This is a genomic window from Asaia spathodeae NBRC 105894 (genome assembly GCF_025994195.1).
Lineage (GTDB): Bacteria > Pseudomonadota > Alphaproteobacteria > Acetobacterales > Acetobacteraceae > Asaia > Asaia siamensis.
The window spans coordinates 54508-76544 of record NZ_BAPY01000011.1 but is presented as its reverse complement, the minus strand read 5'-3'; the positions used below and the strand labels follow the sequence as shown (position 1 = coordinate 76544).

General features: G+C 58.9%; 14 protein-coding genes. 4 read left to right on the top strand and 10 right to left on the bottom strand.

Translation table 11 applies throughout. From position 1 onward, the window contains the following. Window positions 1-149: 149 nt before the first annotated feature. Entirely contained in the window at window positions 150-2753 is a 2604-nt protein-coding gene (gene clpB, locus AA105894_RS08260) for an ATP-dependent chaperone ClpB (RefSeq protein WP_267311292.1), read from the bottom strand. A 217-nt stretch (window positions 2754-2970) separates the two neighbouring features. Further along, window positions 2971-4446 (bottom strand): glycosyltransferase family 2 protein, encoded by a 1476-nt coding sequence (locus AA105894_RS08255; RefSeq protein ID WP_267311291.1) that lies wholly within the window; start codon window positions 4444-4446, stop codon window positions 2971-2973. A 267-nt stretch (window positions 4447-4713) separates the two neighbouring features. Here AA105894_RS08255 and AA105894_RS08250 point away from each other — a divergent pair, with 267 nt between their 5' ends. After that, window positions 4714-5970, top strand: a complete 1257-nt coding sequence (locus AA105894_RS08250) for an AGE family epimerase/isomerase (protein WP_267311290.1) — start codon at window positions 4714-4716, stop codon at window positions 5968-5970. 44 nt (window positions 5971-6014) lie between these two features. On the opposite strand, the gene AA105894_RS08245 is transcribed toward AA105894_RS08250, so the two are convergent. From AA105894_RS08245 to edd, 8 genes are all read right to left on the bottom strand, one after another. Further along, window positions 6015-6731, bottom strand: a complete 717-nt coding sequence (locus AA105894_RS08245) for a hypothetical protein (RefSeq protein ID WP_267311289.1) — start codon at window positions 6729-6731, stop codon at window positions 6015-6017. 34 nt (window positions 6732-6765) lie between these two features. Next, a complete protein-coding gene (purH, locus tag AA105894_RS08240; RefSeq protein ID WP_267311288.1) occupies window positions 6766-8346 on the bottom strand; it encodes a bifunctional phosphoribosylaminoimidazolecarboxamide formyltransferase/IMP cyclohydrolase in 1581 nt (526 codons plus the stop codon). Between the two features lie 54 nt (window positions 8347-8400). Further along, window positions 8401-8934, bottom strand: coding sequence for a metal-dependent hydrolase (locus AA105894_RS08235; RefSeq protein ID WP_267311287.1), 534 nt, complete (start codon window positions 8932-8934; stop codon window positions 8401-8403). A gap of 208 nt (window positions 8935-9142) precedes the next feature. Further along, entirely contained in the window at window positions 9143-10615 is a 1473-nt protein-coding gene (locus tag AA105894_RS08230) for an efflux transporter outer membrane subunit (protein WP_267311286.1), read from the bottom strand. Then, window positions 10612-11706 (bottom strand): HlyD family secretion protein, encoded by a 1095-nt coding sequence (locus tag AA105894_RS08225; RefSeq protein WP_267311285.1) that lies wholly within the window; start codon window positions 11704-11706, stop codon window positions 10612-10614. Before AA105894_RS08225 ends, AA105894_RS08230 begins: the two co-directional genes overlap by 4 nt. A 3-nt stretch (window positions 11707-11709) precedes the next feature. Further along, window positions 11710-13215, bottom strand: coding sequence for an MFS transporter (locus tag AA105894_RS08220; RefSeq protein WP_267311284.1), 1506 nt, complete (start codon window positions 13213-13215; stop codon window positions 11710-11712). A gap of 305 nt (window positions 13216-13520) precedes the next feature. Continuing rightward, window positions 13521-14111, bottom strand: a complete 591-nt coding sequence (eda, locus tag AA105894_RS08215) for a bifunctional 4-hydroxy-2-oxoglutarate aldolase/2-dehydro-3-deoxy-phosphogluconate aldolase (RefSeq protein WP_267311297.1) — start codon at window positions 14109-14111, stop codon at window positions 13521-13523. Next, window positions 14011-15999, bottom strand: a complete 1989-nt coding sequence (gene edd, locus AA105894_RS08210; protein WP_267311283.1) for a phosphogluconate dehydratase — start codon at window positions 15997-15999, stop codon at window positions 14011-14013. Before edd ends, eda begins: the two co-directional genes overlap by 101 nt. 298 nt (window positions 16000-16297) lie before the next feature. Here edd and AA105894_RS08205 point away from each other — a divergent pair, with 298 nt between their 5' ends. The 3 genes from AA105894_RS08205 (at window position 16298) to AA105894_RS08195 (ending at window position 22035) form a co-directional block, all read left to right on the top strand. Further along, window positions 16298-19228, top strand: coding sequence for a TonB-dependent receptor domain-containing protein (locus AA105894_RS08205; protein ID WP_267311282.1), 2931 nt, complete (start codon window positions 16298-16300; stop codon window positions 19226-19228). Window positions 19229-19392: 164 nt separating this feature from the next. Next, the gene (locus tag AA105894_RS08200; RefSeq protein ID WP_267311281.1) at window positions 19393-21030 is read left to right on the top strand and encodes an FGGY-family carbohydrate kinase; all 1638 of its coding nucleotides are present in this window, start codon (window positions 19393-19395) and stop codon (window positions 21028-21030) included. A 111-nt stretch (window positions 21031-21141) separates the two neighbouring features. After that, complete coding sequence (locus AA105894_RS08195; RefSeq protein WP_267311280.1) at window positions 21142-22035, top strand: carbohydrate ABC transporter permease; 894 nt, start codon at window positions 21142-21144, stop codon at window positions 22033-22035. Window positions 22036-22037: the final 2 nt, after the last annotated feature.

The following is a 22037-nucleotide window of genomic DNA, read 5'->3' as shown; positions in this document are numbered from 1 at the left end:
CTTCAGTCTCCTCACAGAGCCTGAATCAGATTTCCCCATCCAAATCAATGGGTCTTGAGCCTAGACAAATAAAGCGTGAGACCCGAAGATCTCACGCCTTTCTGCTGATGCTGATACCTTGCGCAGGCATCACAGGACAACAGCGATTATCAGTCGAACTCGGCCTGCTGGCCGTTGATGACCAGCCCCTTGCCATTGGCGGAAACATGCACAGTCTGGCCATCGAAGATCGAGCCATCAAGGATAAGCCCGGCCAGCGTGTTCTGCAGACTGCGCTGGATGACCCTCTTGAGCGGACGCGCCCCGTAGACCGGGTCGTAACCGGACTCTGCCAGCCAGTCATTTGCGGCCTGATCCAGATCGAGCGTGATCTTGCGCTCTTCAAGAAGGCCACGCAGTCTCTTAAGCTGGATGGCGACAATGCGGCTCATATCTGCGCGCTGCAGACGCGAGAAGAGAACGATCTCATCCAGTCGGTTCAGGAACTCCGGACGGAAGTGATTGCGCACCACGGCCATGACCTGCGCCTGGACCAGATCGGCGCTTTCACCATCCGGCTGATTGGCGAGAATATCCGAACCCAGATTTGACGTCAGGATGATGATCGTGTTGCGGAAGTCCACCACACGGCCCTGCCCGTCAGTCAACCGCCCGTCATCAAGCACCTGAAGCAGGATGTTGAAGACATCCTCATGCGCTTTCTCAACTTCGTCGAACAAGATCACCTGATAGGGTCTGCGGCGCACGGCCTCTGTCAGCACACCCCCTTCCTCATAGCCGACATAGCCCGGGGGCGCGCCGACGAGACGGGATACGGCGTGTTTCTCCATGAACTCGCTCATATCGACGCGAAGCATGGCGCGATCATCGTCAAAGAGGAACTGGGCCAGTGCCTTCGCAAGCTCGGTCTTGCCTACACCGGTCGGCCCGAGAAACAGGAAGGACCCGATCGGGCGGTTAGGGTCCTGCAGCCCGGCGCGCGCGCGGCGCACAGCATTCGACACAGCCTTGAGTGCGGCTTCCTGACCCACTACACGCTCGCGCAGCGAGTCCTCCATTCTGACCAGCTTGGCGCGCTCACCTTCGAGCATGCGATCAACCGGGACGCCCGTCCAGCGCGACACAACGGCGGCGATGCCCTGATCGGTCACGGCTTCGCTGAACAGACCGGCCTGATCGGCATCCTTCTGCTCGCGCTGCTGGGATTCCTCGATCTGACGCTCAAGACCGGGAATGGTCGCGTACATCAGCTCCGATGCCTTGCCGAGATCACCCTTGCGCTGGGCCACATCGACTTCCGAACGCGCCTGGTCCAGCTGCTCCTTGAGCTTCTGGATTGCGTTGACGCGATCCTTCTCGGCATGCCAAGCCGCACCCAGCGTGTCGGACTGCTCCTGCAGATCGGCCAGTTCGACCTCGAGCTTCACCAGACGCTCGCGGCTTGCACTGTCTTCCTCCTTGCGGATTGCCTCACGCTCGATCTTGAGCTGGATGATACGCCTGTCGAGTTCATCCAGTGCTTCAGGCTTGCTGTCGATCTGCATGCGCAGACGACTTGCCGCCTCATCGACGAGATCGATTGCCTTGTCAGGCAGGAACCGGTCTGTGATGTAGCGATTGGACAGGGTTGCTGCCGCTACGAGTGCACCATCGGTGATACGCACACCGTGATGCAGCTCGTATTTTTCCTTGATCCCACGCAGGATCGAGATCGTATCGGCAACCGAGGGCTCACCTACGAAAACAGGCTGGAAGCGCCGGGCAAGTGCTGCGTCCTTCTCAATATATTTGCGATATTCATCCAGCGTCGTCGCACCGATGCAGTGCAGCACGCCACGGGCGAGTTCCGGTTTGATCAGGTTGGAGGCATCCATGGCGCCGTCAGAGCGCCCCGCACCGACCAGCGTATGCATCTCGTCGATGAACAGGATGACCTGGCCTTCGGCGCTCTCAATCTCCTTGAGGACGGCCTTCAGGCGCTCTTCGAATTCACCCCGGTATTTTGCACCAGCAACGAGTGCGCCCATGTCGAGCGAGAGCAGCTTCTTGTTGCGCAGGGCTTCCGGCACGTCGCCATTGACGATGCGCAAAGCCAGCCCCTCGACGATAGCCGTTTTGCCGACGCCAGGCTCGCCAATGAGCACGGGATTGTTCTTGGTGCGGCGAGCAAGGACCTGAATAGCGCGTCGGATTTCCTCATCACGGCCGATCACCGGATCGAGCTTTCCCGACTGCGCCACCGCCGTGACGTCACGGGCATATTTCTTGAGCGCGTCAAGACCGGCCTCTGCATTGGCGCTATCGACCACGCGGCCCTTGCGCAGCTGGGCAACGGCACGCTCCAGCGCCTTGGCATCGGCCTTGCCTTCTGCAAGTGCCTGCCCTGCTGCCGATTTCGTGCCAGCAAGAGCGACGAGAACCCTGTCCTGCGCAACAAAGCTGTCGCCTGCGCGCTGGGCGTCCTGCTCGGCAGTGTCGAGCGCGCGCACGAGGTCCGGGGTAGCCTGAGGCTGGCCTGCGCCGCCGCCCTGAACTTTTGGCAGACGGGCAAGCGCGGCGTCATTGGCCTTGCGAACGATCTCGGGGTCGCCGCCCGCAGCGCGTATGAGACCCGAGGCAGCGCCTTCGGGGTCGTCAAGCAGGGCCTTGAGCAGATGCTCTGGCGTCAGTTGCTGATGGTAGTCGCGAAGGGCGATCGTCGACGCAGCCTGAAGAAATCCGCGGCTACGTTCAGTAAATTTCTCAATATTCATAATTTCTCAATGCTCCCATGCCCCATGAAGGCGGCCAGTTGCGACGACGCGAACCCCATTATGGCAGTTCTCGTTCTGTCATGATTTGAACATGGGAGCATTGTTTCAAATGCCAAGGGTGGGCATACGAAATAATGGGCAGAAACCGACCTGGCTATTGGCAGGCGGTCATGGCGTACCCCCTTCGGGAAGGGAATACGCCATGGCTTCGGAAAGATCAGGCCGAGGCCGCGTTGCGATTTTGTTCGAACTCCGCAAGCGAGAACGGTCGTCCGTAGATCTCGATCTGATCGGTTTGCAGATAGACCTGCGTTCCCGGCACCGTGACCCTTACAAAGCGCCCGAGAACGCCAGCGTCATCGCGCCAGTCGAACGGGGTGCCATCGAGACCACCGAAGAGCGGCCCGTTCTGACGATCGATGATCGTGTTCCAGAAGAAACGGTCATGAGAGACTTCGACCTTGAAGCTTCCCAACCGCTCCATCGCGCCATCAAGGCGGTTGAAGATCATGATCTCATGAATATGGCTGAGTTCGCCCAGATCGACCATCCACCAGGGATTATCCTGCAGCGCCGTATGGTGCTGCGGGTGACCTGTCAGGCGTCCCGAGACAGCGCGACAGGCGTCTTCGTCGCGTGAGCCGTCATGAAGCGTGGAACTCTGCGTCGCGCGCTTGCCGACCGAAAGCAGTGGCCATACCGAACCCGGGATGAGGGTTGTTTTCAAACCCTTATCGATGAGCGACTTCCAGTAATTGCTCAGATAGAGATCGGTCACCGCATTTGTGTCGGCATGATAGGCCAGGCGCTCATCGGTATTCCGGTCACGCCAATGAGTCTGGGCGCTGAAATCCCCCTTGCATCCCCGCTCTATCCTGCGCGCAAAATCCTCCTCGGAGCGAATGTTGAAATGGGCGATATAGCCCGCTTCGACCAACCGCACGCGTCGGTTATCGGCATTCAGAAACGCCCAGGCATTCTCGGGAAAATTATCATAATATCCCTCCATCGATTCACCGAGCATGTTGCAGGCACGCAAAGGCGCCCCCAGAGCAAACAGATCGTGATGGATGCCCACAAGCGGGTTATCATAAGACAGCCGGTAGGAAACGGCCCCCGTCTTTGCGAGGATCTTTGTGAGAGGCGACGCGCCGACTTCGCGCTTTGTGTAGTTGCGCAGGATACCATCTGCGGGCCGCTGACTATGGCCAGAATGGCCGTAGCCGCACCAGTTCAGATAAATGGCATCGTGGTCCGCCCCGAAGCGGGCGCTGACACTGGCGATATCATTACTGCCGGGCAGGCACACGAATTCGTCGAGATCGAGGAACATCAGCCATTTCGTCTCTTGGGCATAATGCCTGAGGAAATGGCGGTACATCTGCAGTTGCTCGCCCTGATAACGATAATGACGAAAAGTCACGAAAGGCGTCTCTCCCTGCAGGAAGGGAAGCACAGCCTCGTAAAGCCCCGAGGGGTCATCATCGTTGCAGTAGAGATAGACGTGATCAAAACCGATCGAGCGATGATAACTCAGCCACTCGACGACGCTATCGTTCTCCCAGCGCGCGCATGCGACCAGAACATGCTGATAACGCGCTGGTGGCCAGATTCCCTTGTTTCGGGCAACAGCGAGAGGGAGCTTGCCGAAACTTGAGAGGTCCTGAGCATTGGGAGTTTTCGATTGCGCCATGATTTTTCTTATTGTCCTGCTCGATAGTCTCTGAATAGCGAGTGATCGCTGTCACTGCTGAATACTCCAGCGGCGACAGTCTTCGATTGGTGGTCATAGCACTGCCCGGATCATGCTTGCCTACTCAAAAATGATGATGAATTATTTTGACTCATTGATGGTAAATAACCCGTGCAAGGAGCCGGGGCAGTCAATCGAACAATCAAACCGAAACCCCGCCGCCCTCTCTGCGTGTTGATCAAAACGACAGTACGACAGGATGGCACGATGACCGATCTACTCTCCCCCATGCTTCTGCCTGAGACAAGCTGGGTTCGACGCTCCGCCCATCGCCTCTGGCTCGCAGCAGAAGGACGCCGTCTCCTGCGTTTTGCCCAGGCCTCACGTATGGAGGGCGGCTTCGGCGCTCTGGGGCGTGATGGCTCTCTGCCCAGGGATGCGCAGCCGGATGGTATCCTGACCGCGCGAATGGTTCATGCTTTCTCAATGGCGACACTGCAGGGCATCCCCGGCTGTCTGCCGCTGGTTCAGCACGGCGTCGCGGCCCTGCTTGGCCCGCTCCATGACAAGGATCATGGCGGCTGGTTTGAAACACCATCGGCACCGGATAACCGTAAGCAGGCCTATCTGCATGCTTTTGTCGCACTCGCCGGGTCGTCAGCAACACTGCTTGGTGTTGAGGGGGGCGAAAAGCTGCTCTCCCTTGCGACCGAAATTCTTGAGACGCATTACTGGTCTGAAGAAGAAGGCGTAATGCGCGAGAGCTTCGCGCGTGACTGGAGCGATGAAGAAGATTATCGAGGGGCGAATGCCAATATGCATTCGACCGAAGCCTGCCTCGCGCTCGCGGACATCACAGGCAATGACGAATGGCTCAAGCGTGCCCATCGTATCGTCCATCGCTTCGTCCATGAAATTGCAGGGTCTCACGATTACTGCATGCCCGAGCACTTCAATCGCGACTGGGTCCTGCTGCGCGATTACAACAAGGACAAACCAACAGATTCACTGCGCCCTTACGGTATGACACCCGGGCATTTCGCCGAATGGGCGCATCTGACCGTCAAGGTTGAAGCGGCTCTGCTTCGTCGCGATGGCGTGGCGCCGGGATGGATGCTTCATGATTCGCGAGCGCTGCTCGACTCAGCCCTGCGCTATGGCTGGGCAGCGGATGGCAAGCCAGGAATGATCTATACCATCGACTGGGATCACAAACCGCACGTGACCGTGCGCGCCCACTGGGTACAGGCCGAAGCTGTCACGGCTGCGGTCAACCTGCTCAAGCGCACAGGCAGCCCGGCCTATGAGACATGGTATCGCAAGCTTTGGGATTATATCGCCGAGGCGCTGATCGATCACGAACACGGCGGCTGGCGTAACGAAGTCGACGCCAATGGGCGTATCTCGGGCGAAGTCTATGCCGACAAGGCCGATCTCTATCACGCTTTTCAGGCGACGGTAGCGCCCATCCTGCCACTTTCACCCTGTCTCACGTTGGCCCTGCGCGAGTCAGATATCGTCTGAGCAACAGCACCCCGCCCCCTATATCGGGCGGGGTAGCTGAAATCCTATTCCGTGCCGCCCGGCGCCTCGATCTGGTCGTAACCTGTCGAGCCCGGCGGAGCGCCGCGCGGGATGAGCGGTTCGTCAGACACGTGGATCGCCTGCAGGCGGTCAGGCCCAAGACGACGCGCAACCACAAGCTTGCCGAAAGCCGTCTGATAACCATAGCCTTCAGTGTAGATCGGCGCCCCAAGCCTGAGAAAATTAGTGCGGGCACCTGACGCGGGTACGCGCAGCACCGTGCCTGTATTCAGCACAGCGCCATTCAAGGCACCATCACCGTCATGCAGCAGCCTGACAATGCGGCCTTCCGCATTGGCTGGCGGGGCTGATGTCACAAGTTCAGGCATGGGCGCGGCACAAAGGTCAGCCTTACTGCTGAGCGCGAGCGCACGCACAAGATGAAGCGAGGGCGCAGCCAGTCCTTTTACGACCAGTACGACCCCGGCACGCAAGTGATGGTCCTGTGCCGCAAGGCCGGGGGGCATCTCGACCTCTGTGCCATCTGTCAGGAGGGCCCCGACAGCATCCCCCTGCGTGCCGGGCAGCAGACGCTCGATCTTGCCTGAAAAGCGCGGCAGATTGCCCAGATCAAAAACGCAATTACCGGACGGAGCCGTGTCGGCAGGCGGAGTGGTCGCGGCCGAAGCGACATCCGAAAATCCGCCCAGAAGGGCAGCGAGCCCTATCGATGCACAAAGTCTCTGCAAGCGATTACCCATTCTGCCCTCCTGTTTCGCTGTAACGACGTGACCGTCAGTGACGGAAATGGCGCATACCTGTGAACACCATGGCAATGCCTGCCGCATCGGCCGCATCGATCACTTCCTGATCGCGGATCGATCCGCCCGGCTGGATGACGGCGACCGCACCCGCAGCAATCACGCTCTCAAGCCCATCAGCAAACGGGAAGAAGGCGTCGGATGCGGCAACAGAACCCTGCGTCAGGGCCACGCTCTCGCCTGCTGCTTCGGCAGCGTCCAGGCTTTTTCGTGCCGCAATACGCGCTGAGTCGACACGCGACATCTGACCCGCACCGATACCAACCGTTGCGCGGTCCTTGGCGTAGATGACGGCGTTCGACTTGACGTGTTTGGCCACACGGAACGCGAAGAGCAGATCGGCCATTTCGGCATCTGTCGGCGCACGTTTGGTCACGACGCGCAGATCGGCCACGGTCACCTGCCCTGCATCCCGGCTTTGCGCGAGGAAGCCACCAGCAACGGATTTGAATGTGAGCCCTTCAGAAGTCGCCGAAGGAACGCCGCCGGTCAGCAGAAGGCGCAGGTTCTTCTTGCGGCTCAGAACGGCTTTCGCGCCTTCTGTCGCGTCGGGCGCGACGATCACCTCGGTGAAGATTGTCGCGATCTGCTCTGCTGTTGCTTCATCCAGCGGGCGATTGAGGGCCACGATGCCACCGAAGGCCGAAACCGGGTCGCATTTCAGGGCGGATTTCCAGGCGGATTCGAGCGTCTCAGCGCTCGCGACACCGCAGGGGTTGGCATGTTTCACGATGACGACACTCGGCTTGTCGAACTCTGCAACGGCCTCGAACGCGGCATCCGTGTCATTGAGGTTGTTATAGCTGAGCGCCTTGCCCTGAATCTGGGTGGCTGTCGCAATGCCATAGCGCTTCTCGGCGGTGACATAGAAAGCCGCGTTCTGATGCGGGTTCTCGCCGTAGCGCAGCAATTCGCGCCGTGAACCGCTCAGCGTCATGGTTTCAGGCAGGGCCTCGCCGCGCTGACCGGCAAACCAAGAAGCGATCATCGCGTCATAGGCAGCTGTGTGAGCGTAGGCTGCGCCAGCCCAGAGCTGACGCTCGGCCAGGGTCGATCCACCCTGCGCCAGCGAGGCAATGAGCGCGTCATATTGTGCTGGCTCGGTCAGGATCACGACATGATCATGGTTTTTGGCTGCAGCACGGATAAGCGCTGGCCCACCAATATCGATATTCTCGATGCAGTCTTCGGCACCGGCACCAGAGGCGACCGTGGCAGCGAAAGGATAGAGATTGACGCAAACGAGATCGATCGGCGCAATCTGATGCTCATCCATCTGGGCGAGATGCGATGCGAGATCGCGACGACCGAGAATACCGCCATGGATCTGGGGCACAAGCGTCTTGACGCGGCCATCCAGTATTTCCGGAAAGCCCGTATGGTCGGACACATCCGTCACATCCAGACCCGCCTCGCGCAGCGCCTTGGCCGAGCCGCCGGTCGAGAGGAGCTGGGCTCCTTGCGCGACCAGCGCCTTGCCGAGCGTGATCAGCCCCGCCTTGTCTGAAACGGAGAGAAGCGCCCGGCGAATGGGCAGACGATCGGGAGAGGACATGACGGGCTCCAGAATGGCTTATTTTCTGTGCTGCTCTTAGTTCCCTGCGCCCGATTAGGCAATGAAGGCGTGCTGCGACGCTCTCGAACCGTCATGAAGCAGATTACGGGACAGATAATGATAGGTCACGCAGCTCAGCAGCCCCAGGCAGCAGACAAGAAGGAGATACTCCCTGAAACTGCCTGTCTTGGCGTAGGGCCAGAGAGATACCCTGTTTTTCGACAAGGGATAGAGCGCCCAGCAACCGCCAGTCATCAGATCGGCGACGATATGGCTCACATATCCGACCAGGAAGGCTCCCCATGGCGAATGGAGTGATCCCATTCCCTGAAAGTGCGCAAGACCCCAGGCGATGAGCAATGGCACGAAAAAGGAGTGCGTGACGGTACGATGGCCGCACAGCCGCGAAAGTGGTCGGGAGAGCCACACCATACGGCAACCGAGGAGCGATCTCTCCGTGTCCAGATCAGGGGCAAGGCTGCCAAGCCCGGCTGCGCACAGGCTCAGAAAAGACAGAGGCACGTAGCCCATGGACGACACTGTGATGGCGGAAGCGACACCAAGAACGATATGAGAACGTCCGATCATGCCGCCTTATGACATTACTTTGAGACTCTCGTCTATCCTCTTGATTCTACGGCTGAGTTTTTTACGCTCCGAAGTCGACTCTCCCCAGGTTCGAGCTCCGAGGTCTCAACTGCACCGATTTTTAAGAACATTCAAGATCGACGGTCTATCTGATGATCTTCGTGTCCGGTCGAAAGAGCGCAGTCAGCCCTCAGGATAGAACAATCCTTCAATTAGAGCCTGTTGGGGCATTCTTCTCAGTAAACGCGGCATATTCCCATCCTCCGCCCAGCGCCCGATAAAGGGAGACGAACGACGTCGCGATCTGGATACGGTTGGCAGAGAAATTCGCCTCCGCCTCCAGAGCTGCGCTTTCAGCTGTGTCGACCTGCAGGAAATCTACCGCACCTTCTCGATATTGCTGCTGAGCGATCGACACGGCCTTGCGGCTTTCCTGCCAGGCGATTTCAGTCTGGACGAGACGCTTCTGGGCCTGCGCATAGGCAGTCAACGCGTTATCTACCTCATTCCAGGCGGTCATGACCGTCTGGTGAAAAGCGAGCGCAGCGTCTTTCTGTTCGGCTTTCCGCAGAGCAAGAGTGCCGCGCAGGCGCCCCCCTTCGAAGAGCGGTACTGAAAGCGTCGGCCCCGTAGCAAACTGCCGAGAAGGCAGAGAGAAGAAATTCGCGGCCGACAGTGTCTGCGTGCCCATCTGCCCGGTCAGGGTGATATCGGGGTAGAAAGCGGCAATCGCGACACCTACGCCGGCAGTAGCGGCGTGAAGGCGGGCCTCGGCCTCACGGATATCAGGGCGTCTGCGTGCGAGAGACGAAGGCAGACCGATGGGCGCCGCGGGTACAACAATCGGCATTGCTCCCTCACGCCGTGCCAGTTCGATGGCAAGACTGCGCGGCGGTTCATCAAGCAGCAAGCCGATGGCGTTGATTAGCGCACTCTCGGCATTACGCAGATTGGGCAAGGCAGACGCCGTATTGGCCTGCTCTGTGCGCGCCTGTGCCAGGTCGAGCGTGGTGGCCGCTCCATTGCCAAAACGTGTTTCCACCAGAGATACGTCGTGGTCAGCTACCGACAGGTGGCGTTCGGTGATGGCGATCTGATCCTGAACGCCTCTGAGCTGCATATAGGAATTGACGAGTGTCGCCAGCGTGCTCAGTGCGAGGCCATGGCGCGCTTCGATAGCGGCTTCCTGCGTGGCATGCTGCGCCTCGACGGCCCTGCGGATCTGCCCGAAGAGATCCAGATCCCATGAGGCGCCAAGCGTGTTCTGGAAGAAATCATATTCGTTGGGCGCGCCCGGCCGCGCCTGCACCAGGGAAATGAACCCCGTCGAACTCTGGTGGGTGCGGGTATAGGAACCCGCCCAGCTCATATTCGGCAAACCCTGCGCAGCAGCGATACGGGTCTGTGAGCGCGCCTCTTCGATACGCTGCATGCCGCGTTGAAGATCGATGTTTTGAACCGCGAGACGGTCGATCAGCCGGTTCAGTTCATCGTCGTGGAACAGCTTCCACCAGGCGATGTCTACCGGCCCGCCATAGGTGCCACCCGCCACGTCCTGCGGTTCCTGCCCGTAATGCGTTGGCGCGATGACATCGGGTCGCCTGAAGTCAGGACCGAGCGTGCATCCGGTCAAAAGCGTCGTAGCGAGCGCTATGGCGGCGATGCAGGCAGCACATTTCATCGTGCAGTGATTCCCGTTGCGCTGTGCTGCTGTTCGTCCACCACATTTTCGAGCTGCGTATCGACACTGGTCTCGACGGAGAAGCCCATACGGAGAAGTTTTGCGAGTGGCTGACCCGGCGAGACGATGATCTTGACCGGCAGGCGCTGGACAATCTTGGTAAAATTACCCGTCGCGTTTTCCGGAGCAATCGGCGCGAATGCCGCTCCCGAGGCAGGAGGGATACTGTCGACAATCCCGTCCAGATCCATGTTATAGGCGTCGACATGAATGCGGGCGTGCTGGCCCGGCCGCATATGCCGCAGCGCGATCTCGCGATAATTCGCCATGATCCAGAGCTGGTCCATAGGGACCACCGCCATCAGGGCGGCGCCTGGCGCAACGTAATTACCACTCTGCACCGTCTTTTCCCCAACCATACCATCGAACGGTGCGCGTATGTCCGTATAAGACAGGTTGAGCTCGTCCTGCTTGATGACTGCCCTGTCTATCTCGAGGGTCTTGAGTGCAGCGTCATGGCGTGCCCGGAGAATGGGAAGTTCCGCCTCTGCCGCGACAATGCGTGCGTTCATACTGCGCAGATTGGCTTCCATCTCTCTCATGGAAGCGTCGGTCAGCTGCCGCTCCTGATTCGAACCCGCCCCTGTCTGGGCCAGATTGTGATAACGCTGGGCATTCTGGCGGGCATAGACGAGCTGGGCGCTGATGCGGCCCGCCTCAGCCTTGCTTTCCTCGATCATGCTCGGCTGACGCTCGACACTGGCCTGCGCATCGCTGACCAGGGCCGCGTCGTGAACAAGCTGCGCCTTGCTGCGCATAAGAGCAGTTTCGTAATCCCGTGGATCAAGCCGCGCCAGTACCTGCCCCGCCTTCACGCTCTGATTGTCATCGACGAGCACTTCAATAATCTGGCCAGGTATACGGGGGGCTATCGTCGCATAATGGGCACTCACATAGGCATCATTCGTCCAGACATGCCGCGTCGGCAAAAAGACGATACCCAGAATGACCCCGCTAAACACCAGGATGACGAGGGCTGTCACAACGAAAGGCCACTTGGCCGGTTTGCTCTCTTGATCGTCGAAGGCCATGGCTCAGGATTGTTTCTTTATAAACATGAGACGGGGGGGAAATGTACGTTGCGGCAGGAACAGCACCGATATCATCAGACAAACCGTAATAGCCGCAATGATCATGTAGGCGTCAGATAATTCGAGAACTGTTGTCTGATGTGCCAGTTGCGACTTGAACGTCACAAGCGAGTCACCGCTTCGGGGTGTGCCATCCGGCAGAAGCGGCGCCGGCTTCTGCAACGGGAGCGCATTGGCCTGAAACGTCCGATAACGATCAACACCGATACGGTCGGTCAGGCGGTTCGAATGCAGTCCGCCTCGCCAGCGATGAATCAACTGCAAAAGCCAGATCCCGATCGCCTGCGCGACAGCGCGCGGCGTATTGACCATGGCCGCGGCAAATGGCCCCTCGGCTGGAACGAGCGAATTGGTCGACATCATCAGAAGTGGCATCACAATCATGGCCTCGCCTGCTCCCATGAAGATCTGCCACAGATAGAACTCGTTCCGGTTCCATCCCACGGTCATGAAGCTGTCGCCAGCGCAGGCCATCAGGATCAGCATCATGCCAAGCAGACTGACCACACGGCTATCAACCGATTTGCTGTTCAGGACGACCGCCATGAGAGGCAGCATCACAAGCTGGATACAGGCGATCTCGAGGGTCACAAGATAGATCTGTTCCGGCCTGTATCCGGCAACCTCCTGAAGAAAGGTCGCGGGCAAGGTCGATGATGCTAGAGACACGACGAGAAAGATGAGCAGGGTTGACGCCCCATAGGCGAAGTTACGCCGGCCCAGAAGCTGGAACCGAAAAAGCGGCGTATGCTGATGCCATTCATTATAGACCAGCAGTGGCAGGCAGATAGCTGCAATAAGGCAGAGCACACAGATTGCTGGCGAATTGAACCAGTCAAAGCGGTCACCTTGTTGCAGCACCGTTGAGAGCGCTCCAAAGCCGAACAGGATCAGCAGAGCGCCTTTCCAGTCGAAACGGGCAAAACGGCGGTAATTTGGCCTTTCCGGCGCTATGCCATACCACAAAAGCGAGGCGGCCAGACTGCCAAAAGGCACGGCCTGCCAGAACACAAAACGCCAGTCGACCAGATCTGTCCAAAGACCAGCAAGCGCTGTGCTGAGATTGGGAAAGAAGGTTGCCGTGAGCGAATAGGCAGCGAGTCCATAGAGCCTGATGGGAGGCGCGAGTACCCTCAAGGCGATCATGAGCACAAGCGGAATAGCGAAGCCGCCCGCCAGCCCCTCGGTCATGCGAAGCATATAAAGAAGGGTCAGATTATCGGTAAAGGGTATCAGCGATGCGGAAAGGCTGGCAGTCATCGCCACGCAAACTGCAAACCGCCTGACACTGAACGTCAGCGCAAGCCAGGGCGCGAGTGACATGCCGAAAATCTCGGCGGACAGATAAAGGCTGTTGAACCAGGTACCTGCGTCATGACTGATACCCAGCCCACCGAGGATATCTGGCAAAGACTGGGAGGAGACCTGCTCGTTTAATTCGGTGGTCATTGCAAGGACGATGACGCCCGCAAGCCCGAAGAAAGAGCGCCCCTGTTTAGTCATACTTGCGCTGCGCTACCTTGAGATTCGTTAAGGGCGCAATGCTGACACATCGGAATCTATTCGGCGCTTTTGCTCAGACTTGCAATTGCCACGATCATAAAACTTAAATTAGCGAAACCCGGTCGTCATCGGGGACCCATGAAATTTGATCGCTATCGCCCCGAAAAACCGTCCGAGGTGACGTGTGAATGGCGGCGGTTATTTCAACCGCGGGAGGGATCTTCCCCGCGGTTGAGAAAGCAGCCCGGTTTTCAGCGACCGATATGCGCAGCGCGATGAGCCCGGGATTCAACGGCGTCGGCATCGAACTGACCGCTCGTCAGCCAGGAACCCCCGACGCAAGTCACGGCAGGCTCTGCCAGCCATTCGGCTGCATTGTCTTCACTGATTCCACCTGTCGGGCAGAACTTCACCTTGCCGAAAACCGAGGCAAGAGCCTTGAGCGCGGGCAGACCGCCATTGGCCATGGCCGGGAAGAACTTGAACCGGCTCAGCCCCAGATCAAGGCCGCGCATGATGTCACCCGCATTGGCCACGCCAGGCAGAAGCGGCACATCATGACGCTGTGCTGCAGCGGCCACTTCTGCCGTCAGGCCGGGGCTGACGATGAACTGGGCACCAGCCTCGGTCGCGCGCGCCAGATCATCACCATTCAGCACGGTTCCTGCGCCAACATGAGCGCCCTCGACCTTCGACATCTCGCGAATGGCCTCAAGGGCGCAATCGGTGCGGAGGGTTACCTCAAGCGTGGTCAACCCGCCCGCGACCAGCGCCTGCGCGATCGGGCGTGCCAGAGACAGATCCGGAATGACCAGAACCGGTATGACCGGGCATCGTGTCATCACGGCGTCCAGCAATGTCGTGTCGAGCATGAATATCTTCCTTATCGAGTTCCGCGCCGTGACAATCCATCACGTCTTCCAAAGCCGCGAGCATGGCCGAACCGCCCTTTTCCGCACTGTCCGAGCGGCTGCGCATCAGCGTGAACAGCTCACGTCCCGTCCCTGCCCCCGGCAATGGCGGTGATGCGGGTTTGCGGCGCTCCCATATCGCAGGATCGACCAGCGCTTCAATCTCGCCCCGACGGGCGCAGATGCGCAGCATATCTCCGTCTTTGATAAGAGCGATCGGGCCGCCGGATTGGGCTTCCGGGCAGATATGAATGGCTGCTGGCACCTTTCCGCTTGCGCCAGACATGCGTCCGTCTGTCAGAAGGGCGACGCGGTAGCCCTTGTCCTGCAGCACGGCCAGGGTCGGTGTCAGGCGATGCAGCTCGGGCATGCCATTGGCATCCGGCCCCTGAAAGCGAACAACCACAATCACATCGCGATTGAGCTTGCCTGCCTTGAAGGCGGTGATGACGTCTTCCTGGGTATGAAATACTGCCGCGGGCGCTTCGATAGTCTGACGATCGTCGTCCACAGCGCTCGTCTTGTAGATCCCTCTGCCGAGCGATCCCTGAACGAGGCGCATGCCACCGTCCTTGCGGAAAGGGTCCTTCGTGTCGCGCAGCACGCCGCGATCGGCAGAGGCACGCGCCGCGCTGTAAAGCAGGGCTTCACCCTCAAGCCGGGCACGACACGCATAATCGGCAAATCCGCCCTTCGAAACGGTCAGGATGTCCTGATGCAGCATGCCCCCATCGCACAGCGCTGCAATGAGCGTGGGCAGACCGCCTGCTTCCTGCATGGCGTTCACGTCAGCCGATCCGTTCGGATAGGCGCGGGTGAGCAGTGGTATAGCGGAAGAGAGCTCGTCGAGATCACTCCAGTCGATGCAGATACCTGCAGCGCGGGCAATGGCCGGAAGATGGATGGCGTGGTTGGTCGACCCCCCCGTTGCCAGAAGACCAACCGCTGCATTCACGATCGCCTTTTCATCGACAAGATGGGCGAGCGGTCGGTGATCCTCACCGGGACGCGCGATCTCGACCAGACGATGTACAGCCTTGCGGTTAAGTGCCTGACGGATACGGCTGTTCGGGTTCCAGAAGGCTGAATCCGGGAGCATCAGCCCCATGAGTTCGACCATCATCTGGTTGGTATTGGCCGTACCATAGAACGTGCAGGTGCCTGCGCTGTGATAGGAAGCGGCTTCGGCCTCCATCAAGGCGCTCGAATCAACTTTTCCTTCTGCATAAAGCTGGCGGACACGCTGCTTTTCCTTGTTCGGCAGGCCAGACGTCATCGGTCCTGCCGGAACGAGCAAGGTGGGCAGATGGCCGAAGCGCAACGCGCCCATGAGCAGCCCCGGCACGATCTTGTCACAGATTCCGAGAAGCGCCACGCCCTCGAACATGCCATGGCTCAGACCAATCGCCGTTCCCATGGCGATATTGTCACGTGACAGCAGGGAGAGCTCCATACCCTCCTGCCCCTGCGTCACGCCGTCGCACATGGCCGGCACACCCCCGGCAACCTGCACTGTTGCCCCCACTTCGCGGGCGAAGAGCTTCATCTGGTCCGGATAGCGCGCATAGGGCTGATGCGCCGAGAGCATGTCGTTATAGCTTGTGATGACGCCGAGATTCACGCCACCGCCTCGCATGAGGCGCGCCTTGTCCTCACCTGACGCTGCCAGGGCATGGGCCAGATTGCCGCAGGCCAGACGCGGCCGCGATATTCCCTTCTGGCGGTTGCGCTCCATCAGGGCGAGATAACGGCGCCGCGACACTGCGGAGCGCTCGATGATGCGCTCTGTGACGGAAGCAACGACGGGATGAAGAGACATGGCGGCTCACTAGGGGCTGTGTTTCTGCTCGCGTTTTCGCGAGGTGCGTCGTTGTAAAGTTTCTGTGATCAGGCGGTCAAGGGTGATGGGTAATAAAATTCCCACGAGGGGCTTTTTTTTAAAGTTTTATAACATGACCGATGCAACAGCCTGTTGCATCTGGAACACATCGCAATAGAAATGTCACAATTACAGGGGGTGACATCACGTTACGAGATTGAAACCCTCAGTCACGCTGTGCCATCTCGGGGTCATTCGGCGCTCCTTGCGCCATCATTTCCTTCCGCGAAAGTGACCAATGGCCATTTCCCGCATTCGCCTCCGCCACGCCTCACTGCTGCTGGGTGCGACCATCCTCGCTGGTGTCAGTGTTTCTGCCCAGGCAGCGACGAACTCCGCAGTCGCACACAAGGCGACTCACAAGGCCGCTTCGAAGCGCAGCACACACGCCGCAACCAAGGCCGCAGCCTCGAGAGGCACGACGGCCGCCGCCGTTTCCACCACGGCACCACCCAGCGCCCGCAGCAGCGCGCTGCAAAGCCTGGCTGGCCCTGCCCCAGCTGGCAATGAGAGCATCACGGTTGTCGGTTCGGCGCTCAGCACCTCGAACAACACCAATGCCAATCCGGTCCAGATCATCACGTCCAAGCAGATCGCCCAGACAGGCGTGAACAATCTTGGCGACTACTTCATGCGCCTGCCGTCAGTCGGCTCCAGCGGCGTAAGCAATTCTGTCACCAATGGTGGCGGTGGCGTTTCCTGCGTCGATCTGCGTAACCTTGGCCTGTCTCGCGTTCTCGTGCTGGTGGATGGCAAGCGTACGACGGTCAACGGCGCCAGTAACTGCGTCGATCTCAATTCGATCCCGGTTCAGCAGGTCGCAAGCGTCGAGATCCTCAAGGATGGCGGCTCGGAGCTTTATGGTGCAGACGCCGTTTCGGGCGTGATCAACATCAAGATGCGTCACGACGTCAACACCGGCAACATCACGATGCGCGGCAGCATCTCCCAATACGGCGATGCACCCGAGGGCATGCTTTCCGGCTTCAAGGGCTGGAACTTTGACCACGGCAAAGGCAACATCACGTTGTTTGGCCAGTATCTGACCTCGAGCGGCGTCATGCAGCGCAATCGCTCCTGGGCAAATCCGGCGGCACAGAACAATCCTGTGACGGGACAGCCGACCTTTGGCTCCGGCTATGCCAGCACAGGCACGTTTTATCCCGATAGCGGTGGCACCTATACGAGTCACGACAACGGGCAGACGGCTGTTCCCTTCACCAAGAACGACCGTTATCCGTTCAATCGTAACCAGAGCCTGACCAGTTCGTATCAGGACTCATCGCTCTCCGGTGACACGCATTACGATGTAAACAAGCACCTGACGCTTTATGCGAATGTGCTCTACAGCCATCGTACGACGAACAGCTTTCTGGCCCCGGTTCCGGTCAGCGGCGCCATTCCTCCCAGCACGCTGCCAAACTCCGTTTATGTGCCTGCAGATTATCCCGGCAATCCGTTTGGTGAAGAGACCCAGGTCTATCGTCGCATGAGCGAATTCGGCTCGCGTCGCACCGAGCGGGCTTCCGACACAGTCACCGGCATGTTCGGCGCCAAGGGTGAGATCACCCATGGCTGGATGTATGACGCTTCCTACACTTATGGTGTGAACCGTGAGCAGGTGCGTACTCTCAACGTCGGTAATTACGCCAATCTTCTGAATGCCTGGGGCCTTCGTGCCGACGAACCCGGCAATCCGGACAGCAAGCTCAGCTATGATCCCTCGGTCTGTCAGGCGTCAGCGGGTTGCGAATTGTCCTCGCCTTTCGGCCGTCTGACGCAGCAGGGTGCGAATTACGCGAATTATACGACTGTCGAGAACATCCAGTACCAGTTCCGCGACACCAATTTCCGCGTGCATAAAAACCATGTCGTCTCAATGCCGTGGAAAAATGGCGGTGATCTTGGTATCGCCCTGGGCATGGAGCACCGCAGCGAACAGGTCAGCGACAGCCCTGATCCACTGGTGGAGCAAGGCATCGCTCTGACAAACGCGCAGTCCTATGCGGGCGGTGGCTTCAATGTTTCCGAGGGATATCTCGAGGGCAAGCTCAACCTTCTGAAAAATGCCTTCCTCGCGAAAGATCTCACGATCGATGCGCAGGGGCGTTATTCGTCCTACAATACGTTCGGCGGCGCGAAGAACTGGAAGGTTGCCATCAACTGGGCACCCAATCGCGATATCCGCTTCCGTGGCACACTCGGCACGTCATATCGCCAGCCTAACGTCTATCAGATGTTTGGTGGCCAGCAGCTGAGCTATGAGTTCGCTAACGACCCCTGCTCGCAGGTTGCAAGCTATGGCGCCCAATCGGCAACCGTTGCCGCAACCTGCGCACGTCAGGGTATTCCGTCAAACTTCACAATGGTGAGCCAGGGCCAGGTGCCCACCCTCCAGGGCGGTAATGCGGCTCTCAAGCCGGAGACGGGGCGTACCTATACGTTCGGCACGGTCATTACGCCGCACTGGATTCCGGGTCTCTCGCTCTCGGCAGAATACTGGCACTACACGGTCAAGAACATGATCAGCGTGATCGGCACGCAGTACCTTCTTGATCAGTGCTACACCGGCGGAAACGCGAGCTATTGCAACAACATCGTTCGTGCGCCGAACAACCAGATCCAGACGGCTTCGGCACTTTATGAGAATCTCGGTGGTCTGCGTACTGGCGGTCTCGATCTTGATCTGGACTACGCCTTCCGCATTACCCGTCATGATCGTTTGAGCCTGAGCAATAATTTCCAGCAGCTCATCAGCTATCAGCAGCAATATGTCCCGGGTGGGCAATGGTACAATTATGACGGCCGCCTGCTCTATAATAATGGGTCGGGCCAGCCGCGCGTCCGTAACTATACGACTGCGACCTGGCGCCATGATGCCTTCAGCTTCACCTATATGATGAGCTACACGGGCGGCATGGTCTGGAATAACCAGACAGTTGATCTGACAAAGGCCACAGGTGGACGTTACAAGACACCTGGGATTTTCTCACACGACATCACCCTTGGCTATCAGCTGAACCGGTGGAGCTTCCAGGCAGGTGTGCGGAACCTGTTCGACAAGAAGCCCCCTTATGTTGTGGATGGCGCGACCAATTCGAACGTCTATCAGTACGGCAACCTCTTTGTCGGACGTAACGTCTTCCTGCAGGCGGGCGTAGACTTCTAAGGCAAGATGTTCCGCATCGAGCCCGAAAAGCCCGTCATCTCAGGATGGCGGGTTTTTTTGTGCGATATCTCATACATATTGAGACAGATCACACGCATTGGTGAGTTGCATCCCAGAACCTGAGTGGGAATATGACGAATTCGTAAGAGTTTGGATGGGTTCCCATGGACGTAGTGATTGGCGTGGATGTCGGCACAGGCAGCGCGCGCGCCGGTGTGTTTTCTCTGACCGGGCAAAAGCTTGCTTCCTGCGTCATTCCGACCCAGACATGGCGCCCCAAGGCCGATTTCATTCAGCAATCCTCGACCGATATCTGGGCTGCCATCTGCAAATGCGTCCGCTTCGCCATGGCCGAACTCGCCGATGACTCACCTGTGGTTCGCGGGATAGGTTTTGACGCAACCTGCTCGCTCGTCGTTCTCGACCGTGAGGGCAAGCCGCTCTCCGTTGATCCGAAAGGGGCGTCCGAGCAGGATGTGATCCTGTGGGCTGATCATCGCGCCATGAAAGAGGCCGATGAGATCAATGCAGGCAAATATGATGTGCTGCGTTATGTCGGTGGCACCATCTCGCCGGAAATGGAAACGCCCAAGCTGCTCTGGCTCAAGCGCAATATGCCCGAGACCTTCAGCCGTGCCGGGTATTTCTTCGACCTGCCGGACTATCTGACCTGGCGAGCCACAGGGGCAGATTCGCGCAGCTGCTGCTCGACCGTCTGCAAATGGACCTATCTCGCCCATGACAAAGGATGGGATGACAGTTATTTCAAGGCCATTGGTCTTGGTGAACTCGCTGACGAGCACTATCGCCGCATTGGCGACACGGTGCGCTCTCTGGGCGAAGCAGTTGGAGACGGACTGAGCGACGTCGCTGCACGCGAACTTGGCCTCGCAGCCGGCATTCCCGTTGGGGTTTCCGCTATCGATGCCCATGCCGGTGGCATTGGTGTTCTGGGCGCGGCGTCAGGCGAAACGCTTGATGATGCGGCGCTTGATCGCAGCCTCGCCCTTATTGGCGGCACGTCCAGCTGCCACATGGCCGTGTCGCGTGATGCCCGTTATGTCGACGGCGTCTGGGGCCCCTATTCCGAGGCGATGCTGCCAGGGATGTGGCTGAACGAGGCAGGCCAGTCAGCGGTCGGCTCACTGGTCGACTTCGTGATCTCCACTCATGCCCAGGGTCCGGCTCTGGCCGAAAAGGCCAAGGCCGAAGGACGCACCGTCTATGAATTGCTGAATGAGCGGCTTGCCCAGCTCGAGCATGGCGCCCTCCCCGGCGCGCTGACCGCAGACTTGCACGTATCGCCCGATTTTCATGGCAATCGTTCGCCGCATGCCGACCCGACACTCAAGGGCATGGTGAGCGGGCTGAGCCTTTCGGCGACAATCGACGATCTGGCCAGGCTCTATCTCGCGACCATTCAGGCTCTGGCCTATGGCACACGCGATATCATTCGCGCCCTTAACGAGAAGGGCTATGCGATCGATACCATTTTCGCGACGGGCGGCGGCACGAAGAACCCAGTGTTCCTGCGTGAACATGCCAATGCCACGGGCTGTCGCATCATGTTGCCGCAGGAGACGGACGCCGTGCTTCTTGGCTCGGCCATTCTTGGCGCCGTTGCTGGAGGCGCCTATGCCGACATGCGCAGCGCCATGTCCCAGATGGCGCGTGTCGGTGCGGAGATTGCACCCGACGAGCGCACGAAGCGCTATCACGACGCAAAATTCGCTGTTTTTCAGGCAATGCATGAAGGGCAGCTTCACTATCGCGCGCTGATGCGAGAGGCACTTTCTTCCTGAACACCATCTTTCCCAGTCCCGGGGCACCCCACCGTCAGAGGCGTCCCGTTCTTTCCCCAGTGTTTTCCTTCACAGCCAGTACAGGCGGCCAGCCGCCTGCGGAGCTTGCCTATGGAAGCCGTCATTACCACACCGGAACGGGTGAAACGCAAATCCGGCGCGGGAGTCTTTCTCTCTCCTGCTGTCATCATCCTGCTGATCTGGTCTTTGCTCCCCCTTGTCCTGACGCTCTGGTATTCCTTCCAGAACTATAATCTTGTCGACCCGACACTGAAGGGGTTCGCGGGATTCAGTAATTACGTCTATCTCCTGACTGACCCTGATTTCCTCTATTCCCTGCTCAACACGGTTCTGCTCGTTCTGGGCGTGCTGGTGATCAGCGTCGGCGGCGGTATTCTGCTTGCGGTGCTGTACGATCAGGATTTCTGGGGCCGCGGTATCGCCCGCGTTCTGGTCATCTCGCCGTTTTTCGTTATGCCCACAGTCTCGGCGCTGCTCTGGAAGAACCTGATGCTGCACCCGATTTACGGGGTGTATAGTGCGTTCATGAGGGCCATTGGTCTGCAGCCGATAGACTGGCTTGCTCACTATCCGATGCAGACGGTGATGATGATCGTCGCATGGGAATGGCTGCCCTTCGCCGTGCTCATTCTGCTGACTGCTGTGCAGTCGCTCGATCATGAGCAGAAAGAAGCCGCACGCATGGATGGCGCCGGACCAATTGCCCGCTTTCGCTATATCATTCTGCCGCATCTGAGCCGTGCCATCACGGTCGTGATCATGATCGAGACGATCTATCTCCTGACCGTGTTCGCCGAGATTTCCGTCACGACCTCGGGTGGCCCTGGTATTGCCTCAACCAATCTTGCCTTCCTGATTTTCTCTCGTGCCTTGCAGCAATTCGATATTGGTGGTGCGTCGGCTGGCGGGGTGATTGCCATCATCATTGCCAATGTCATCGCGGCCTTCCTCGTCCGTGCGGTCGCCCGCAATCTGGAGGCATGAGA